At 67.5% G+C, this 18,014-nt stretch carries 19 protein-coding genes and 1 tRNA gene; 15 read left to right on the top strand and 5 right to left on the bottom strand.

The genetic code is table 11. The features are described from left to right. The first annotated feature begins 13 nt into the window (after positions 1 to 13). The 8 genes from QNO11_RS08465 (at position 14) to QNO11_RS08430 (ending at position 7,450) form a co-directional block, all read left to right on the top strand. Entirely contained in the window at positions 14 to 1,114 is a 1,101-nt protein-coding gene (locus QNO11_RS08465; RefSeq protein ID WP_257508699.1) for a branched-chain amino acid aminotransferase, read from the top strand. Positions 1,115 to 1,145: 31 nt separating this feature from the next. Next, positions 1,146 to 1,913, top strand: a complete 768-nt coding sequence (locus QNO11_RS08460; protein WP_257508700.1) for a fumarylacetoacetate hydrolase family protein — start codon at positions 1,146 to 1,148, stop codon at positions 1,911 to 1,913. Then, positions 1,906 to 3,165, top strand: a complete 1,260-nt coding sequence (locus tag QNO11_RS08455) for an MFS transporter (protein ID WP_257508701.1) — start codon at positions 1,906 to 1,908, stop codon at positions 3,163 to 3,165. The genes QNO11_RS08460 and QNO11_RS08455 overlap by 8 nt, the downstream gene beginning before the upstream one ends. An 11-nt stretch (positions 3,166 to 3,176) precedes the next feature. Then, entirely contained in the window at positions 3,177 to 4,688 is a 1,512-nt protein-coding gene (gltX, locus tag QNO11_RS08450) for a glutamate--tRNA ligase (protein ID WP_257508702.1), read from the top strand. 72 nt (positions 4,689 to 4,760) lie between these two features. Continuing rightward, positions 4,761 to 4,832, top strand: a tRNA-Gln gene (locus QNO11_RS08445). Positions 4,833 to 5,028: 196 nt separating this feature from the next. Beyond that, complete coding sequence (locus QNO11_RS08440; protein ID WP_257508703.1) at positions 5,029 to 5,223, top strand: helix-turn-helix domain-containing protein; 195 nt, start codon at positions 5,029 to 5,031, stop codon at positions 5,221 to 5,223. 549 nt (positions 5,224 to 5,772) lie between these two features. Beyond that, positions 5,773 to 6,300: a GNAT family N-acetyltransferase gene (locus QNO11_RS08435; protein WP_257508704.1), complete on the top strand. Its 528-nt coding sequence runs from the start codon at positions 5,773 to 5,775 to the stop codon at positions 6,298 to 6,300. A 598-nt stretch (positions 6,301 to 6,898) separates the two neighbouring features. After that, entirely contained in the window at positions 6,899 to 7,450 is a 552-nt protein-coding gene (locus QNO11_RS08430) for a phosphotransferase (protein ID WP_308211151.1), read from the top strand. Positions 7,451 to 7,745: 295 nt separating this feature from the next. Here the strand turns inward: QNO11_RS08430 and QNO11_RS08425 are convergent, their stop codons facing one another. Further along, entirely contained in the window at positions 7,746 to 8,135 is a 390-nt protein-coding gene (locus QNO11_RS08425; protein ID WP_257508705.1) for a hypothetical protein, read from the bottom strand. A gap of 480 nt (positions 8,136 to 8,615) precedes the next feature. Here QNO11_RS08425 and QNO11_RS08420 point away from each other — a divergent pair, with 480 nt between their 5' ends. Together QNO11_RS08420 and QNO11_RS08415 are read left to right on the top strand one after the other, a co-directional pair. Next, complete coding sequence (locus QNO11_RS08420) at positions 8,616 to 8,999, top strand: hypothetical protein (RefSeq protein ID WP_257508706.1); 384 nt, start codon at positions 8,616 to 8,618, stop codon at positions 8,997 to 8,999. Beyond that, entirely contained in the window at positions 8,972 to 9,472 is a 501-nt protein-coding gene (locus QNO11_RS08415; RefSeq protein ID WP_257508707.1) for a hypothetical protein, read from the top strand. Before QNO11_RS08420 ends, QNO11_RS08415 begins: the two co-directional genes overlap by 28 nt. 343 nt (positions 9,473 to 9,815) lie before the next feature. Here QNO11_RS08415 and QNO11_RS08410 read toward each other — a convergent pair whose 3' ends face one another. Both QNO11_RS08410 and QNO11_RS16280 read right to left on the bottom strand, forming a co-directional pair. Further along, complete coding sequence (locus QNO11_RS08410; protein WP_257508708.1) at positions 9,816 to 10,283, bottom strand: hypothetical protein; 468 nt, start codon at positions 10,281 to 10,283, stop codon at positions 9,816 to 9,818. A gap of 81 nt (positions 10,284 to 10,364) precedes the next feature. Beyond that, complete coding sequence (locus QNO11_RS16280; protein ID WP_350338706.1) at positions 10,365 to 10,544, bottom strand: P-loop NTPase family protein; 180 nt, start codon at positions 10,542 to 10,544, stop codon at positions 10,365 to 10,367. 89 nt (positions 10,545 to 10,633) lie between these two features. Here QNO11_RS16280 and QNO11_RS16300 point away from each other — a divergent pair, with 89 nt between their 5' ends. Beyond that, positions 10,634 to 11,413: a DDE-type integrase/transposase/recombinase gene (locus QNO11_RS16300; protein WP_374113811.1), complete on the top strand. Its 780-nt coding sequence runs from the start codon at positions 10,634 to 10,636 to the stop codon at positions 11,411 to 11,413. A gap of 13 nt (positions 11,414 to 11,426) precedes the next feature. Next, complete coding sequence (locus QNO11_RS08400) at positions 11,427 to 12,185, top strand: SDR family NAD(P)-dependent oxidoreductase (protein ID WP_257508709.1); 759 nt, start codon at positions 11,427 to 11,429, stop codon at positions 12,183 to 12,185. A 343-nt stretch (positions 12,186 to 12,528) separates the two neighbouring features. On the opposite strand, the gene QNO11_RS08395 is transcribed toward QNO11_RS08400, so the two are convergent. Then, positions 12,529 to 13,437 carry an aminoglycoside phosphotransferase family protein gene (locus QNO11_RS08395; RefSeq protein WP_257508710.1) on the bottom strand — a complete coding sequence of 303 codons (909 nt, stop codon included), beginning with the start codon at positions 13,435 to 13,437 and terminating at the stop codon, positions 12,529 to 12,531. A gap of 89 nt (positions 13,438 to 13,526) precedes the next feature. Between QNO11_RS08395 and QNO11_RS08390 the strand changes: the two genes are divergently transcribed. Next, the gene (locus QNO11_RS08390; RefSeq protein WP_257508711.1) at positions 13,527 to 14,321 is read left to right on the top strand and encodes a hypothetical protein; all 795 of its coding nucleotides are present in this window, start codon (positions 13,527 to 13,529) and stop codon (positions 14,319 to 14,321) included. 73 nt (positions 14,322 to 14,394) lie between these two features. Here QNO11_RS08390 and QNO11_RS08385 read toward each other — a convergent pair whose 3' ends face one another. Next, entirely contained in the window at positions 14,395 to 15,951 is a 1,557-nt protein-coding gene (locus tag QNO11_RS08385; protein ID WP_257508712.1) for a hypothetical protein, read from the bottom strand. 307 nt (positions 15,952 to 16,258) lie between these two features. Between QNO11_RS08385 and QNO11_RS08380 the strand changes: the two genes are divergently transcribed. Beyond that, positions 16,259 to 17,044: a DeoR/GlpR family DNA-binding transcription regulator gene (locus tag QNO11_RS08380; protein WP_257508713.1), complete on the top strand. Its 786-nt coding sequence runs from the start codon at positions 16,259 to 16,261 to the stop codon at positions 17,042 to 17,044. Next, positions 17,041 to 17,991, top strand: a complete 951-nt coding sequence (locus QNO11_RS08375; protein WP_257508714.1) for a 1-phosphofructokinase — start codon at positions 17,041 to 17,043, stop codon at positions 17,989 to 17,991. The genes QNO11_RS08380 and QNO11_RS08375 overlap by 4 nt, the downstream gene beginning before the upstream one ends. Positions 17,992 to 18,014: the final 23 nt, after the last annotated feature.

Below are 18,014 nucleotides of genomic sequence, written 5' to 3'. Positions count from 1 at the left end.
GACAGGACTTGACATGACTCTCCTCGACTCCGACGCCGGGCTTGCGCCCCTCGAGTTCGCCCGCACCCGCAACCTCGCGGCCAAGACGCCCGCCCAGCGGGCCGAGATCCTGCGCGATCCGGCGTTCGGCACCGTCTTCACCGATCACATGGTCGACATCTGCTGGTCGGTGCGCGGCGGCTGGCACCGCCCGCGCGTGCAGCCGTACGGTCCCATCTCGCTGGACCCGGCCGCGGCGGTGCTGCACTACGGACAGGAAGTGTTCGAGGGCATCAAGGCCTACCGTCACGCTGACGGGTCGATCCACACGTTCCGCCCCGACCAGAACGCGCGCCGCCTGCAGCGCAGCGCGCGCCGGCTGGCGCTTCCCGAGCTGCCGGTGGAGTACTTCCTGCAGTCGCTGCGCGAACTGATCGCCGTCGACGCCGACTGGGTGCCCTCCGGCGAGGACCAGAGTCTGTACTTGCGGCCGTTCATGTTCGCCAAGGAGGCGTTCCTCGGTGTGCGGCCGGCCAACAAGGTCGCGTACTACCTCATCGCCAGCCCCGTCGCGGCGTACTTCAAGGGCGGCGCGCAGCCGGTGTCGATCTGGCTCAGCGAGGACTACGCCCGCGCCGGCAAGGGCGGCACCGGGTCGGCGAAGACCGGTGGAAACTACGCCGCCAGCCTGCTGCCGCAGGCCGAGGCATACGAGCAGGGCTGCGACCAGGTGGTGTTCCTCGACCAGGACCGCAACGTCGAAGAGCTCGGCGGCATGAACATCGTCTTCGTCTACAAGGACGGCACCCTGGTCACGCCGCAGTCCGACTCGATCCTCGAGGGCATCACCCGCGACTCCCTGCTGCAGCTGGCCTCCGATCGCGGGCACCGCGTGGTCGGCCGCGACGTTCCGATCGAGGAATGGCGGGCGGGGGTGGCATCCGGAGACATCGTCGAGGTGTTCGCCTGCGGCACCGCCGCCGTGGTGGCCCCGATCGGGCAGCTCAAGGGCTCGGATTTCATCGACGAGCAGCCGACCGGCCAGCTCGCGCTGTCCCTGCGCCAGGAGCTCACCGACATCCAGTACGGCCGCGTCGAAGACCGTCACGGCTGGCTCATGCGCCTGGACGCCTGACGCGGAGAGCACACGCCTCTAAGCTGGGCGAGTGAGAATTGCGCGCTTCAGCCACCAGGACGTCATCACCTACGGCATCGTCGACGAGACCGATCTGGTCGTACTCGCCGGCGATCCGCTGTTCGCCGGATTCGAGACCACCGGCCAGCGGGTGCCGGTGTCCGAGGTGACGCTGCTTGCCCCGGTGATCCCGCGGTCGAAGATCGTGTGCGTCGGCAAGAACTACCGAGACCACGCCGCCGAGATGGGCGGCGAGGCTCCTGCCGCGCCGCTGCTGTTCTTCAAACCGAACACCTCGGTCATCGGTCCCGGCGACACCATCGTGCGCCCGGTGCAGTCCGAGCGCACCGACTTCGAAGGTGAACTGGCCGCCGTCATCGGACGCGTCGCCAAGAACGTCCCGGCCGACAAGGCACTGGACTACGTATTCGGCTACACGATCGCCAACGACGTCACCGCGCGGGATCTTCAAAAGAGCGACGGCCAGTGGGCGCGCGCGAAGGGCTTCGACACGTTCTGCCCCCTCGGCCCCGCGATCGAGACCGACTTCGATCCCGCCGGCGACGCCCGCGTCGTCACCCGTGTCAATGGCGAGGTGCGCCAGGACGGCGCCATCGCCGACATGGTGCACTCGGTGGCCGACGTGATCGCCTACGCCTCGGCGGCCTTCACACTGCTGCCCGGCGATGTCATCCTCACCGGCACGCCGGCTGGGGTCGGCCCGTTTGTCGCGGGCGACGTCGTGGAGGTGGAGATCACCGGGCTCGGGATTCTGCGCAACCCCGTGCGGGATGCCTGAACCCACCCGTGCCGACGGGCTGAACCTCGACAGTATCCGGCGCCGCACCATCGGGGTGCTGGCGATCGGGCAGGTGCTCGGCGGCATCGCCTTCGGCGCGACGATCTCGCTGGGCGCGGTGCTGGCCGCCGAGATGTCCGGCGACGAGTCGCTGTCGGGGCTGGCTGCGGCGGCGGTGACCCTGGGCGCTGCGGCGCTGGCGGTGCCGCTCGCCTCGCTCGCGGCACGCCGCGGCCGGCGCCTGTCGCTGTCGGCGGGCATGCTGATCGCCCTGCTCGGGGTGGGCATGGTGATAGTGGCGGTCCTGCTCGACGTCTTCCCGCTGCTGCTGCTGGCGTTCGCGCTCATCGGCGCCGGGCAGGCGGCGAACCTGCAGTCCCGCTTCGCTGCCACAGACCTGGCCACCGATGCTTCGCGCGGCCGCGACCTGTCGCTGGTGGTGTGGGCCACCACGATCGGCGCGGTGCTCGGCCCGAACCTCGTCGGACCGGGTGAGGCGCTGGGAGCGATGGTGGGGATGCCGGAGCTGACCGGACCGTACCTGTTCACCGTGGCCGCGCAGTTGCTGGGGGTGGCGCTGTACCTCGTCGCGCTGCGGCCCGACCCACTGCTGCTGGCGCACCGGTTGGCGGGGGAGGCGTCGTCGGTGGCGCGCGCCATCGTCCGCGCCGATCAACCGACCGCCGCCCGCTACGCGATCACCGCGATCGCGGCGAGCCACGGCGTGATGGTGGCGGTCATGTCGATGACTCCGGTGCATCTGATGCACCACGGCGCCGAGCTGTCGATCGTCGGGCTCACGATCAGCCTGCACATCGCCGGGATGTACGCGCTGTCACCGCTGTTCGGATTTCTCGCCGACCGCGCCGGTCGAGTGCCGACGATCCTGCTCGGGCAAGGGCTGCTGACGCTCTCCCTGATCGTGGCCGCGCTCGGCCAGAGCTCGACGACCCTCGTGACCATCGCCCTCGTACTGCTCGGACTGGGCTGGAGCGCCTCGACCGTCGCCGGCTCGGCACTGCTGACCGAGTCCTCCAGCGAGTCGCGACGAACCCAGCGGCAGGGTCGCAGTGACCTGGCGATGAACCTCGTCGGCGCGTTCGGCGCGATCGCCGCCGGCGGCGTGCTCGGGTTCATCGGGTACGGCGGACTCGCGCTGGTCGCCCTTGCCGCCGTCGCCGTCGTGGTCGTGCTGTCCCCGGCGGGGCGGCGCTCGAAAGGAGCGCCGCTGGCCGAGGCGGCCGAGAACTAAGCTGGAAGGCGATGTCTACACCAGACCCCCGCACCACGACCGCTGCCGGCGCCGACGTTCGCGTCCGCTTCTGCCCTTCGCCCACCGGCCTGCCGCACGTCGGCATGATCCGCACGGCCCTCTACAACTGGGGGTACGCGCGCCACACCGGCGGCAAGCTGATCTTCCGCGTCGAAGACACCGACGCCGCCCGTGACAGCGAGGAGAGCTACCGCCAGCTCGTCGACGCGCTCACGTGGCTCGAGATCGACTGGGACGAGGGTGTGGAGAAGGGCGGCCCGCACGCGCCGTACCGCCAGTCCCAGCGCGGCGACATCTACGCCGGCGTGCTGCAGCAGCTGATCGCATCCGGCGCGGTGTACGAGTCGTACTCGACGGCCGAAGAGATCGATGCTCGCAACGAGGCCAACGGTCGCGCCAAGCAGCTCGGCTACGACAACTACGACCGCGACCTCACCGACCAGCAGAAGGCCGCGTTCCGTGCCGAGGGCCGCGAGCCGGCCTGGCGCCTGCGGGTGCCCGACGAGGATCTGACCTACGTCGACCTCATCCGCGGCGAAGTGACCTTCCCGGCTGGTTCGTTCCCCGACTTCGTCGTGGTGCGCGCCGGCGGTCAGCCGCTGTATACCTTCACCAACCCGGTCGACGACGCCCTCATGGGCATCACCCACGTCATCCGCGGTGAGGACCTCATGCCCTCGACGGCACGCCAGCTCGCCCTGTACGGCGCGCTCATCGACGCGGGGGTCACCACCTTCGTGCCGCGCTTCGGTCACATGCCGCTGGTGCTGGGGGAGGAGGGCAACAAGAAGCTCTCCAAGCGGGATCCCAAGGCCGACCTGTTCCTGCAGCGTGAGCGCGGCTTCATCCACGAGGGGCTGCTGAACTATCTCGCCCTGCTGGGCTGGTCGCTCTCGCACGACCGCGACGTGTTCTCGCTCGAGGAGTTCATTGCAGCCTTCGACATCGCCGACGTCAACCCCAACCCGGCGCGCTTCGACCAGAAGAAGGCCGAGTCGATCAACGGCGACCACATCCGCATGCTGGATGCCGCAGACTTCGCCGCACGCATCGTGCCGTACCTCGTCTCGGCGGGTGTCGTCGCGGACCCGCCGACCCCCGAGCAGCAGCAGATGATCACGGCATCCGCCCCGCTCGTCCAAGAGCGGGTGCAGCTGCTGGGTGACGTGCCCGGGTTGCTCGGCTTCCTCTTCACGAACGAGATCACCTACCAGGACGACGCGCTCAAGGGTCTGCCGGCGAACGCGAACGAAGTGCTGATCGCGTCGGTGAGCGCACTCGAGCTCGTTCCGGAGCAGTCGTTCACGACCGCCGCGGTGCAGGAAGCCCTGGCCTCGGCGCTGATCGAGGGACTGGGGCTGAAGCCGCGCATCGCGTACGGGCCGCTGCGGGTCGCACTCAGCGGCCGCCGCGTGTCGCCGCCGCTGTTCGAGTCGATGGAGCTGCTCGGCAAGGCCGAGACGATGCGTCGCCTGGGTGCCTTGGTCAATCGGGCTGGCTGACCCGCGCGGATTGGTGCCCAGGCCGCCGATCCGCTAAGCTTGATCTTCGGTGCGAGGGCGACTTCAAACCGATGGGGTATGGTGTAATTGGCAACACGGCGGTTTCTGGTACCGTTGTTCTTGGTTCGAGTCCAGGTACCCCAGCAAGAAAATCCGCAGGATTCCGCCACAGAATCCCACCTCGTTTCAGAGTCATCTGAGCGGCCGAAACGGCCCGGAGACCAGAAACGAGACCAAATACTCGCGCGAGCATCCTCGCGGAGTAGTAGCGTCCCGATTGCCACGCGGGAACACGGTGCCGTACGGGTTGCCCCGGAACAATCCGGCGCACCTTGCGAGCATGGACGCATCGACAGTCGGCCCCCTCGGGTTCAAGACCCAGACGGAGATCGCCGAGCTCCTGCAAGTGCCCGAACGCACGCTGGAGGACTGGCGGCTCACCCACCACGGTCCGCCGTACCTGAAGCTCGGCCGGCACGTGCGCTACGACCCGGCTGACGTGTTTGCCTGGGCCCGGGAGCACCGGCATGCCTAGGCCGCGGATCCCCGCCGGGGAGGTGGGCGCGGTGCAGATCACCACGCTCGCCCACGGGCGGTATCGCGCCCGCGGGCGGATACGCGACGACGCCGGTGAGCTGCACGATATCGCGACGGGATGCTCGCGACACGATCTCCGGCGGCGCCCGCGGACGTTGGTGCGGCTGTGGATCAGCGCTGACTCACGCGGCGCTCGTTTCGGGGGCGATCATCGGGCATTGCTGCGGTCGGGTCGTCTGGGCGCGACGCGCTGTACGCCGGCGCCGTAGTGGCAGGTCGTGCGGAGTTCAGCGCTCTTTGGCGGTGTTCTGCGATCGCTCCGTGTCGAATCGCATGCGTTTTGAGACAGTCAGGTTAGGAGACACCCGACCCTTCCTGACTGTCTCGCAAAAGTGTGGGTCCAACGCAGTTGTCTTTAGCGGCACGGCGACGCTGCGGGTCCCTTAGGCGGAACCCTCATCGCATCAGTGCGGTGTGCATATTCCGGCCCAGGTTTGCTGATGACACTTGACGGAGGCGCAGGCGTCTCCAACGGTAATCTGTGCTCATGATCGAACTGCGGCCACTTACCGGCGTAGACGTCGACGCACACAACGCGGGCGAGGACGACGAGGTAGTTCGGTGGCTGTCTGGGCAGCCAGCAACCCATGATTCGACGCGTCGGCACTTTGCGATGCTGGCGGACAATGCCAGCCGCGCCACCGGTAAACGCGGATTCGGAGTTTGGTTGGAGGGCAAGCTCGCCGGCTATATCGACTTCGACCCTGGCGCCGACGACCTGCCAGCCGCCGGCGACGTCAATATCTCCTATGCCATTCATCCTTGGGCACGCCAGCGGGGCGTAGCAACATCTGCCGTGCTTCTGCTTTGCGATTACCTTGCGGGTATGAACATCGGCAAGAGAGCCATTATCCGCGCGCAACCCCTGAACACTGCTTCAGTGCGGGTGGCCGAACGAAGTGGTTTCCGCTTTCTTGCCGAGATCTCTTCGACCCATGACTACCATCCCGACGGTTCCGCCGTCATATACGCGACGTATGCCCTTGACTTTCGTGATGACGTGAGCGCGTGCTAAGGAGCCCTTGATCACGTCATCGCAATGCCATCACTTTGACCCATCCAACGATGTGTCGTGGCGGAGTGCCTCGACTGGCTGGACTTCGCTCCGGTTTCCTTCGAGTGGTGGGTCGACGCCGTGCGCACCTACTGCGCATGGACGCCGTAGACAGCGTGACGTTCGAACTCTGGGGATTGGAGAGACTCCTCAATGTCATCGAGCTCGCGCTGTATCGCTGCTTGACGTCGCCGCGGAGCGCGACGCAATCACTCGATCCGTGGGCGACGCCACGACCTTGGCGTGCCGCCCGGATGGCAGCTCGCTCGATAAAAGCGCGACCAACGAAGCCGACCGGTTTCGAACCCCGGTCGATATCGGGCTACTGTGCGTCACAGTGAGGTTGGGAGGTTGCGTGACTCAAGAGGAACCCTTGACGGGTGGCAATGCGAGCGGGGACACCGTTGTTCGAGTTGGCGACACTGTTCGCAAGCCTTGGGCGGCTTCGACGGGGAGCGTCGTTGCTTTCGTAGATGCACTCCGTTCAGCCGGGGTGGATGCACCGGCTCCGATGGGGAGGGACGACGCGGGGCGACAGATACAAGAGTTTGTTCCCGGAGTGCTCGCTATCGACGCCGATCCGCTTTCTCGAGCGGACCTTCACCGGGTCGGAGCGATGGTGCGAGCCATCCACGATGCGAGCGAAACGTATACACCGCCGGCTGACGCCATCTGGGAAACAGCGATACCCGCGCCCGCCGCGGAACTCGTCTGCCACAACGACCTCGCTCCCTGGAACCTGCTGGTCGGCGACCGATGGGTGTTTATCGATTGGGACGCGGCCGCTCCCAGCACCCGCGCCTGGGACTTGGCCTACTCCGCACAGGCATTCACGCTCTCCGAGCCAACCCGCGACCCGCTCCGGGCCGCGAGCGACCTCGCAGCATTCGTCGACGGCTACCGCGCAGACGACCGTACGCGACGTCTCCTCCCCGACACCATGGGTGAGCGCACGACCGCAATGCACGATCTGCTGAGCACATCTCACGACGCTGGCGAGGAACCCTGGGCATCAATGTTCACCGCCGGCCATGGCGATCATTGGTCGGCGGTAGACAACTACGTGCGCTCCCACCGCGACACATGGCTGGCAGCCCTACGCGTCGCTTGACGTTCCATGTCCGCGAAAACGATGGTGGTCTCAACCGGTCAACCATCGTTTTCGGCGCGAGGGCTTCTGATGCTCGATACGTCCAAGTCACAACCCAGAATCGCGGTGGGTGATCAAGGGCATCCAATGCGCACGAGCGAGTGTGCCGCACGCGGTGATCTTGCTGGAGGCGACGCCGGAGCGAAAGTCCGCCCAGTCTGCGCCCGAGTCCGCCCAATTCGTGCACCCTGCCTCGATCGAGCTATGCACGCAAGGGGATCCCTACCCGTACACACCAGCGTCCGCTGCTTTGTAGCTATTTCCGGCTGATCCAGACGTTCTCGGAGAGCATTTCCCGACCTTCCCCGCCACGGTGGTTGATCTCGGCCGCGACGCTTGCGCTGTCGCTGATCTCGACGGATACATAGTCACGCTCGCAGTCCGTGCTCTGCCACACCTCATCAAGAACGAGCGAGAGGCACAGCTTGCCGCTGTCGTCAGATCCGCGCGCGAAATAGACGTCGTACTCATCTGCCTTTCCGACGTGACGAAGAGTCGCGACGTCGACTTCGCCGGCGGACCCGTCGACGACAGAATCTGGCCGATCCTCTGCAGTCTGTTCGCGCGCGAACTCGGCTGCCGAGCACGATGTCAAGAACAGTACGGTCGCGACCAGGGTCGGTGCCACGAAGCGTCGTGAGCTCATAAGTCGAAATGTACATGGCTGTCAAGGACGAGGTTGAACCCGCGCGGCCGTCCGTAGGCCGATCCTCCTGCGCGGCACTATATCCGGCGGTAGCTCGCGGTCCCAGGCTGAGCCGCATGGACCTCCGCGTCGCGGTGCGTGGTCACGCGTGGTCTGTCACGGGGGCCGCGGTGGTCCGGCGCGCATGAGATCCCTCCTTGGTGGGGTGGCGGGCGATAATCTCCGCGATGGGCGGGATCTGCTCGATGCCCTGCGGCGCGCCGAGCAGGAGACTGACCACCGGAACCATCAGCCACGCGGGGCGTGCACCCTGCACCTGCCTGGGGCACGCCAGATACGCGATCAGCGCATCCGCGGAGTTCGCGGTCGACGCAAGCCTCTCCCCGTGCCGTGGCGCGAGGTCTCTTCTTGGCGTATTCGTCGTAGTCTCCCAATCTTGTCGGACGCCGAATAAGGTGACAGGCAAGTGCGAATAGTCTCATGAGCGAGCGAGCGGAGAGCTTTGCGGTGAATGCCAGCAATGTCGCTCTCGCTGGGGCGCTCTTCTTCGAGTTTCCGTTCTTGCGCCCGCTGCTTCAAGAGAGTCTCGACGACAACGATGGTGAGGTGCTGGCGCATCTGCTGTTTCCGGATGTCGTCCGTTGGATGATGTCTCCAGAGGCAAGCCAAGCGCAGGCCCTCGCCGTATGGCAGTGGCGCGAGACGATCTATCCGCGCACTGACACGGCACAACAGGAAGTGATCGTGTTCAGTGCCATCGAGATGATTCCGCCCCCAGGGGAGCCCGGTTCGCACATGCGAGGCATGCTGGGGCCGAAGCTGCGTAAGGAAGATCCTTGGCTGAACCCGCGTTTCCGTCCGTGAGGGCAATGAACGGTGCCCTCACGTGGCAATTGTTCTTCCGCCGGTGGCCGGCTCCCGCCGGTTTGACGGGTGCCGTGGCCCTCGTGGCCGGGAGCATCGTCAGTCTCACCGTGCCCGGGTCGGAACTCGCCAGCGTCGCGGGACTATTGGCTACCTGGTCTGCCGGTGGGGCCCTGTTCGGAGGTAGCGCGATCGCGATTCAGCACGCGTTCCGCCAACCGCGCGTGGTCGCGCCGCTCTTCGCCGTCGGCCTCATGGTGCTCATGGGTGGAATTGCCTGGATGCTGATCGATCTTCTTGACCCCGGGTCCATCGCCCTTTACAGCCTCGCGGTGGCCGCACCATTCGCGTTGGTCGGCGTCTTCGTGCTGACGTTGACCGCCGTGCTGATTCCGGCCCGATTCCGCGGACGAGTCAGTGGCGCGGCGGTCGTTCTGACCGTGGTCATCACCTTGGTGGGTCTGGTCTTGTAGATACTCAGCCGCCGTTCGATGCGGATCCGGCACGACTGCGGTCAATCGCGGATCCCGTGATCGCCCGGCGGGAGGCGATGGGCGACAACCTCCGCGCGTCGGTAACGAGCCCACCCGTCACCATCTGGTGCGTCCCATTGAAGACTGGCACCGGCACGATTCAGACGATCGTGCTCCTCACGAGTAACCCAACACTTCTGCAGAAGCCGGTCGCAGATCAAGATCAAGTGTTCCGGCGACGTCGCCGGGCCGCCCGCGATCGGGTCATTGCGGGTGTTCGAACGAGGATCGCTGAGCTGCACCCGCCCGAGACGGTCCTGAGGCCGGGCGCTGGTCCCCGTCGCTAGCTGCCGCGACGGGCAGGCTGGAAGAGGCGGGTGAGACGCGCAAACGTGCCGCGCTCGCGTCGCGCCGAGCGCAGCGCGGGGAAAGCGGCCACATCCCAGCACCATGTCGTGGCTTTTGACTCCCAGTCGCGTCCTCGGTCGTCGGTGATCGTCGCGGTGACGACGACCCTGTGGACCGGGACACCGGCTTCCCAGGCAATGCGAGTGACGTCGTCAGCGGGCGGCTCCACGCCACGCGTGAAGCTCACGCGCAGATACGCGCCATCGATCCACTGCCGGGGCACCTGCGTATCCACGATCCTTCGACGAAGCCAGATGACCGCCCGAGCCGCGAGTGCATCAGCCGAGTTCAGGAGGTCATAAGTGATGTCATTCTTGGATGCGTCCGAGAGGGATTTCGACAGGATACCCACACCCCACAGGCCATCGATATCGTTCGAGCGACTGACGAACTGGCTGACCACGCCGTGAGTTAGGTCCAGAAACTGTTTCCGACTAGGCAACGGGCACGCCCTCCCAGGACCACGGACCCGTGGAGGGTCAGCTTATCGGCGCTCGCCCTCAAGACCGGCTCCGAGACGCGCCCATGGAAGGGAACGGGCATGCTCGAGTAATGCGGTCTTGCCGATGCCGGCTTCACCTCGCACCACCAGCGTCCCGCTGCGGCCGGCCTGCGCCCCGACGAGCAAGTGGTCGACCGCGTCGCCCTCTGCGCGACGCCCCAAGAGAGTTACCAAGGCGGTTCCCGTCCCAGCCTCGCGGGTTCCGTTCGAACCCGGTGAAAGTGTGTGCTAACCACACCATATATTCACGGATGATAGCCACGGATGGGGAATTCGGTGGCTACATATGCTGCTCAGCGCGAACCGTTCCCGGTTCTTTGCGCTCCTATGCGGGTGCCAGCACGGGTTGGACTGGCGTTTTGTGGCCAGCGTGGTACGCGGCCTCGAATTCGTCGGGCGGACGTTGTCGAGGGCCGAATGCAGACGTCTGGCGTTGTACCCGTCGACCCACCCGGCGGTGCTCAGCGTGCAGGGAGGCCGGGGTGACGTCGTGCCGTCTATCGTCGGCAAACGATTGGTCGAACGCAGGATCGCCCTCCACGAGCTCGTCGACGACGGCTGCAGGGTCAACCGCATTGGTGGCGCGGCTGCGGCTCGGACTCGGTGTTCACGTCGGCCGCAAACGCGTCGCACGGCTGATGCGGCTCGGCGGGATGGTCGGTGTCTCGCATCGGCGCAAGCGCCGTGGCTGGAAGCAGGACACCGCGGCGCACGAGGATCTCGTGAAGCGGCGGTTCCGCGCGGATGCGCCTAACCGGCTCTGGTTCTGCGATATCACGCAGCACCGCGCCCGCGACGGGTGGGTTTACTGCGCCGCCGTCATCGACGCGTTCAGCCGCCGAATCGTGGGCTGGTCGATCAGCGACCGGATCACCGCCGAGCTCGTCGTCGACGCGCTTGAGATGGCGCGCTGGCGGCGCGGCCCCGAACCCGGCCACCGAAATCGCGGCATGATCAACACACAAGAACCGTCCGGGAAATCGGGTCAGGCTCCGGCGATCTTCCTGAACTTCAATGCGTCGGAACAATAAGGAGACACGACCTATGGCATCCACGCTCGTCACGGGAGCATCCCGAGGGATCGGACGCGCAATCGCCGTGGCCGCAAGTGCGCGGGGCGACCGTGTCGCCGTGCATTACGGTCGCGATCGCACCGCAGCGGAGCGCACTCTCCAGGAGCTCGAGGGGAACGGCCACGTCCTCGTCGCTGGGGATCTTTCGGACCCTGCGACAGCGCAGAGTGTTTTCGAGGAAGCAAACGAGGCCCTCGGAACCATCGAGGTCCTCGTGAACAATGCGGCACTCGCCCCAACCGCCGCTACCTCCCACCGCGTTGCAGACACCGACTACAGCACCTGGGTGGACATCTGGCGACGGATGATCGACGTCGACCTGCTCGCTGCCACTAACGTGACCTACCTCGTGGCGCAGAGCCTCATTGCGGCAGATCGCCCCGGCGCGATCGTCAATGTCGGCTCTCGCGGCGCGAACCGTGGTGAGCCCGACTTCCCTGCCTACGGCGCAGCGAAGGCCGGCTTGCATGCGTTTGGCCAGTCGATGGCAGTTGCGTTGGCGCCGCACAGCATCAGCGTGACCACCGTTGCCCCCGGCTTCATCAGCACCGAGCGGCAGGCCTCGGCCCTGGCGGGGGAGGGGGGCGACGGTATCCGCGCGCAAAGTCCCTTCGGGCGGGTGGGTACTCCTGACGAGATCGCTGCCGCAGTGATGTACCTAACGTCACCGCAAGCTCAATGGGCCTCCGGCGCGGTTCTGGACTTGAATGGCGCATCCCATTTGCGCTGATGCTCCGTGAGTGAATAGTTCCTGGCTTCCCGGCGGATCTCATCCGCGTCGAATGGCTCGACAAAAGGCGCCCTGTCCATCGTCGGCGTGACCTCGCGAGGGCCTCGGAGGTCACCCCGCCACCGTGACCAGAAACGAGACCAGAAACCCTCAAACGACCCAGGATCAGCCCGTTCACGCCGGTGCCAGCCGTTATAACGAGCCCATGAAAACCGCGGAAATCCGCGGAATCATGCGGCAACACGATGGGGGAGTCGTCACCTCGACGCCCTACCGTTGTTCTTGGTTCGAGTCCAGGTATCGCAGCAATTTGGGAATCCCCCGGTGAGCCGGGGTTTTCTCGTTAACGGGCGTTGCTGTTCCGCAATTCGCCCACGATCTCGCGACCGAGTGCCCGGTACTCCGGGGAATCGTCGCTGTGCGCGATGAGCATCGCGCCGATGGCCGCCGCCCACGCGCGCGATCGCACCCAGGTGTGGGCGTCGTAGGCGAGCGCGCGCGTGAAGATCTCGCGTCCGGCCTCGTCGAATGCGAGCCAGGCGACCGCCAGGTCGTAGGCGGGGTCGCCGGCGGTGAGGTCGGAGAAATCGATCACGCCCGCCAGCCTCCCGTCTCTGATGACCAGGTTCCCGGGGTGCAGATCGCCGTGAACCCATACCGGTGCGCCGGCCCACGGAGACGCCCGGACTCCCTCTTCCCACAGCCGACACAGCATGCGGGCATCGCCATCGGTGACGGCGGCGAGGGCGTCGAGGTTGGCACGCACCCCGGCGTCCCGCTCGAACAGTGGGCCGCCGCGGTAGGGATTGTGCGGTGCGGCGGCGTCGGCCGGAACGTGCAGAGCGGCAATCGTCTCGGCAAGTTGTGCAGCCCACGCGGTGCGATCCGACCGGGCCTCGGCCATCGCGGACGCGCCATCGATCCACGGCACCACCGACCACGGCCACGGGAAGCGTGCGGTCGGTTCACCCGCGAAGATCGGCGCAGACAATCGCACCCCATCCCGGTCGATCGCGGGTGCGAGAATCGGCAGCCATCGCTGCTCGCTCAGCACCGCCGGCACCACGATCTCCCGGCGCGGCACGCGCAGGGCCAGATGCTCACCCCACCGCCACATGCTGCAGTCCCAGCCGTTCACGAGCCACACCGGGTCGTCTGCGGGTGCGTCGGGCACCGACGCGCGGGCGATGGCGGCGAGGGAGGCCACGGTGGCGGTATCGACGGTGATGTCGGCGCGGGGCATGTCTGCCATGACCCGAGGCTAGCGCCCGGCTCTGCCGCGGTCCTGAGGTGTCAGGGCGTCTCGCGCGAGCGGCGTCGCGCTCCCGACATAATGGGCCCGTGGAGACCCGGACGATGACGCCCGCCGAGACTGCGGAGCTCGCGGCCCTGCGGCGCCGCGCGTATGGCCCCGCCGCCGACATCGGGGCGGATGCCGCCGCGCTGGCGCGACTGCACGAACTCGAGCGTGCCGCAGTGCCGACGCGGCATCGCACCGAAGCTGCGCCAGTCGGCGCCGAGCCGGATGCCGTCGTCACAGCGATCCCTGAGTTCGCCGTGCAGGACGAGCCTGGTTCAGCGTTGACCGCGGCTGCTACGGGATGGAAGTCGATACCGCCGGCATCCGTTTCCGCACCCGTGGAGCCGAGGACTCTCACTCGCATCCGCCGTTTCGGGCACCGTCACCCGCTGTCGACCGTCGTGGGAGTGACCGTACTCGCCGCGGCGTTCACAGGCATCGCGACACTGGCGGCGCAGGCTCGACCCGAGGCGGTCTTGCCGGTGTTGGATGATGCGGCCGCGGCCCCCGAGTTCCTCACCAGAAGCGGCATGCTCGACTACCTCGGCATTGCATCGGACGCCGAGGTGACCGTCTATGGCTCCTACGAGGGGATGGATGCCTACGCCGCCGCCGCGCACCTCGGCGGGGACTGTCTTTTCGTCGCGCGGGATGAGGCATTCCTCGGCTACAGCTGTGGGCGGGGCGGACTCGATCCCATGATCGACATGCTCCTGGGGACAGAGTTCCCCGAGTCGGACTTCGACGCGCCCGTCGGCACGCTACTGCGGTTCATCCATCGTGGCGACCATGTCGAGGTGTGGGTCGGGGAGCCGGACTCCCCGCCGACGGCTTGACCGGGTCGGATCGCGGCAGCGCCGCCTTTCCTGGGGCGTCGACCAGAGCCGACGCCCCAGGGGGTGAGGCGATTCAGGCCGTGGCGGCCACGGCGCTGTTGCGGTGATTGATGCGGTGACCGACCCAGAACCCCAGGGCGATGAGACCTGCGAGTCCGATGCCGAGCATCCACGGCATCAGGTTGGGTACGGCCGTCGACGCGCCGGTGTGCAGTTCATCCGAGCCCGCAGCCAGTTGCATGTTGCCATCCGCGAGCGACGCGGCACCGGTGGCAAGCTCATCACCGCCGGCGGCGAGGTCTGCGGCACCGTCGGCCACGGCGGTGGAGCCGGCGGCCAGGGTGGAGACGCCTTCGGACAGTGATCCGGCGCCCTCGGACAGGGTGCCCGTGCCGGTGGCGAGGTCACCCGCACCGGTCAGCAGACGACCCGCGCCCGCGTTGAGGTTCTGCGCGCCGGCGTCGAGGGTCGAAGCCCCGCCGGCGAGCGTGCGGGTACCGGATGCCAACGTGGTTGCGCCGTCGGACAGCGACCGCACACCGGTGGCGAGGCTTTCCGCGCCGACGCTGACCTTTGCGCTGCCGGCGGCGAGGTCCCATGCTCCCGCGGCGAGGGCGGGTGCGCCTGCCTTCTCGTCGGCAAGTGCGATCGTGCCCGGCCACTCTGCATCGTTACCGTTGACCAGAACACCGAGGCCACCGGCGAGCTGCTGAGCGCCATCGCGGGCTGCGAGGATGCCTGCCGCGAGCTGGGGCGCTGCCGCGGTCGGGCGGGCCATCAAGTTGGTCTGCGTGTTGACGCCCTCGGACAGCCGGGTGAGGTCGGCGAGGGTCTCGGCGAGCAGTTGCTTCACATCGGGGTCTGCGAACGCCGCGTCGGGCAGGTTCGTGACCTCCGTCTTCAGCGTCTGCAATCCCGCGTTAAGCGCCGCGCTGTTGACAGGCGCGGCTGCAGCCAGCCCGGCGAGCGCTTCGCCGTTGCCGGCCAGTGTGGAGACGTCAGCGGTGATTCGGGCGTTGAGCGTGTCGAGCATGCCTTGCGCTCCGGGAAGGAGACGCTCGGTCGCGATACCGTGCGCAGCCACCACGCCGGCGGCCAGGCTCGCGGTCTTTCCGGCGAGTACGGACGCCCCCGCAGCGGCATCCGCGGCTCCCGTGGCGAGAGTGTTGGCGCCTACCGCGGCGTCGCGGGCTCCGCTCTCCAGACGCCCCGCGCCGGCGGCGGCCGTCGATGCGCCCGAAGACACCCGGGACGCTCCGGATGCCGCCGACTCGGCACCTGTGGAAAGCGAAGCAGCACCGTCTGCCAGCGTGGCAGCTCCCGTGGCGGCCGAGACCGCGCCGGTGGCGAGGGACTCGGCTCCCGTCGCGGCGGTGGCGGCGCCGGCGTCGAGTTCGGCGGCACCGTCAGCGAGCGTCTGCGCGCCCGAAGACAGGGTGGCGGCGCCGTCGACCAGTCGCTGCGAGCCGTCGTCTGCTTGCGACGCGCCGGCCGCGAGTTGGGAGGCGCCGTCGCTGAGACGGTGCACGGTGAGCAGGTACATGACCGTCATCGCGGCCAGCAACGCTGCCAGCACGACGACGGTGATACGCATCCCCAGGCCATGGGTGTGCGTCGTGGTTCTCGACATTGAGACTCCAGGGTTCGCGCCTGCGGGCAGGCGGGTTCGGGCACGCCCGATGGCACAGGGTGGATCGCAGTGCGTCGGTGCGTCCGGGTGAACGCGGTGACGGATGCCGTCGGGTCGCCCGAAAGTAGCAGTCACCACATGCCGCGCGGTGACATTCGACAGAATCTGCATGGCGGAACTAAGTGCCACAGCGCATGAGACCGAGTTTCTTGTACCCGATCCACAACCCCCACAGAATCGCAGGCGGGGTCTTGAGATCATCTGTGTTTGTGTTGTATCGTGTGGGAATTCAGGGAAAGGAACGGACGTGTATGCAATGGAGCGCCACCGGCTGATCGAGCATTTGGTCTCCCAGGACGGGCGCGTCGCCGTGGTCAACCTCGCCGAGCGCTTCGGCGTCACCACTGAGACGGTGCGCCGCGACCTGGACCAGCTCGAGCGCTCGGGCGCATTGCGCCGCGTGCACGGCGGCGCCGTCGCGCGCGGTCGCACCAGCGTGGTCGAACCCTCGCTCGCGGAACGCTCCTCCCAGCGCGGTGCCGCGAAGCTGGCGATCGCCAGTCGGGCACTCGATGTCCTCGGCGACGGATTCCGCGGGTCGATCTTCCTCGACGCGGGCACCACGACCGCTGCTGTCGCGACGCTCCTTCCCACCAGGCTCGCCGAAACCGGCGGCTCCGCCGAGGTCGTCACCCATGCCATGTCGATCGCCAGCAGCCTCGCCGGGTCGCCCCGCATCTCGCTCACCGTCATCGGCGGGCGCGTGCGCGGTCTCACCGCCGCCGCGGTCGGCGCACACACCGTCCGCGCGATCGAGGAACTGCGCCCCGACGTCGCGTTCATCGGCACGAACGGGCTGTCTGCCGCGTTCGGGCTGAGCACCCCCGACCCCGACGAGGCGAGCGTGAAGCGGGCCATCGTGCGCAGTTCGCGCCGTGTGGTGTTGGTCACCGATGCCGAGAAATTCGATGCGGAGCTGCTGGTGGGATTCGCAGGGCTCGAGGACATCGACATCCTCACCACCGACCGTGCTCCCGAAGCGGGACTCGCCGTGGCACTGGATGAAGCCGGAACGGAGGTGTGGACCGCATGATCGTCACCCTCACTGCGAATCCCTCGCTCGACCGGACCGTCGTGCTCGCCGACCCGCTGCAGGTGGGTCAGGTGCAGGTGGCCCGCGCTGCGCGGGAGGATGCGGGCGGCAAGGGCATCAACGTGTCCCGCGTTGTCGCGGCATCCGCAGTCCCCACTCGTGCGGTGCTGCCCCTCGCTGACGACGACCCCTTCGCCGTTGCACTGCAGACCACGGCACTCCCCAGCAGCCTGGTGCCCGTCGCCGGGCACGCCCGCGCCAACGTGACCATCACCGATCCCGCCGGCGTGACCACGAAGATCAATCTTCCCGGCGCGGAGTTGACCGCAGCGGATGCCGCTGCGGTCACCGCCGCCGTCGTCAGCGCCTGTGCCGACGCCCGCTGGCTGGTTTTGGCCGGGTCGCTGCCGCCCGGGGTGGCCGACGACTTCTATGTCGACGTCATCGATGCGGTGCGATCACGCTGGGGAAGTGGGGCGCCGCGCATCGCGGTCGACACGTCCGGCCCCGCGCTGCGGGCCGTCGTCGAACGCGCCCGGCCCGACCTGATCAAACCGAACGAGCACGAACTGGCCGAACTCGCCGGCGTGACTCTCGACCCGGCCGTCGACCTGGTCTCCTCGGTAGCCACGATCGCGCGTGGGCTCGTGCCCACTCGCGTCGGAGCTGCGCTGGTGACCCTGGGCGGCGCCGGGGCCGTGCTCATCACACCGGATGCCGTCTGGGCGGGGACGCCGCCGACGATCCGGGTGCAGAGCACCGTCGGCGCCGGGGACAGTTCGCTGGCCGGCTACCTGATCGCAGACGTATCCGCCGCTGAACCACACGAAAGGCTGCGCAGCGCCATCCGTTACGGCGCTGCGGCAGCCACCCTGCCGGGCACGCAGGCCCCGACACCGCTGGATCTCCCCACCGGAGATGTGCCGGTTCGTGCCCTGGAAACCTGACCCAATCACGCAACACCTGGAGG

Origin of the sequence: Microbacterium sp. zg-B96, from assembly GCF_030246865.1 — a bacterium.
Taxonomy (GTDB): domain Bacteria; phylum Actinomycetota; class Actinomycetes; order Actinomycetales; family Microbacteriaceae; genus Microbacterium.
The sequence above is the reverse complement of the archived record's forward strand: the minus strand, read 5'-3'. Positions and strand labels throughout refer to the sequence as shown.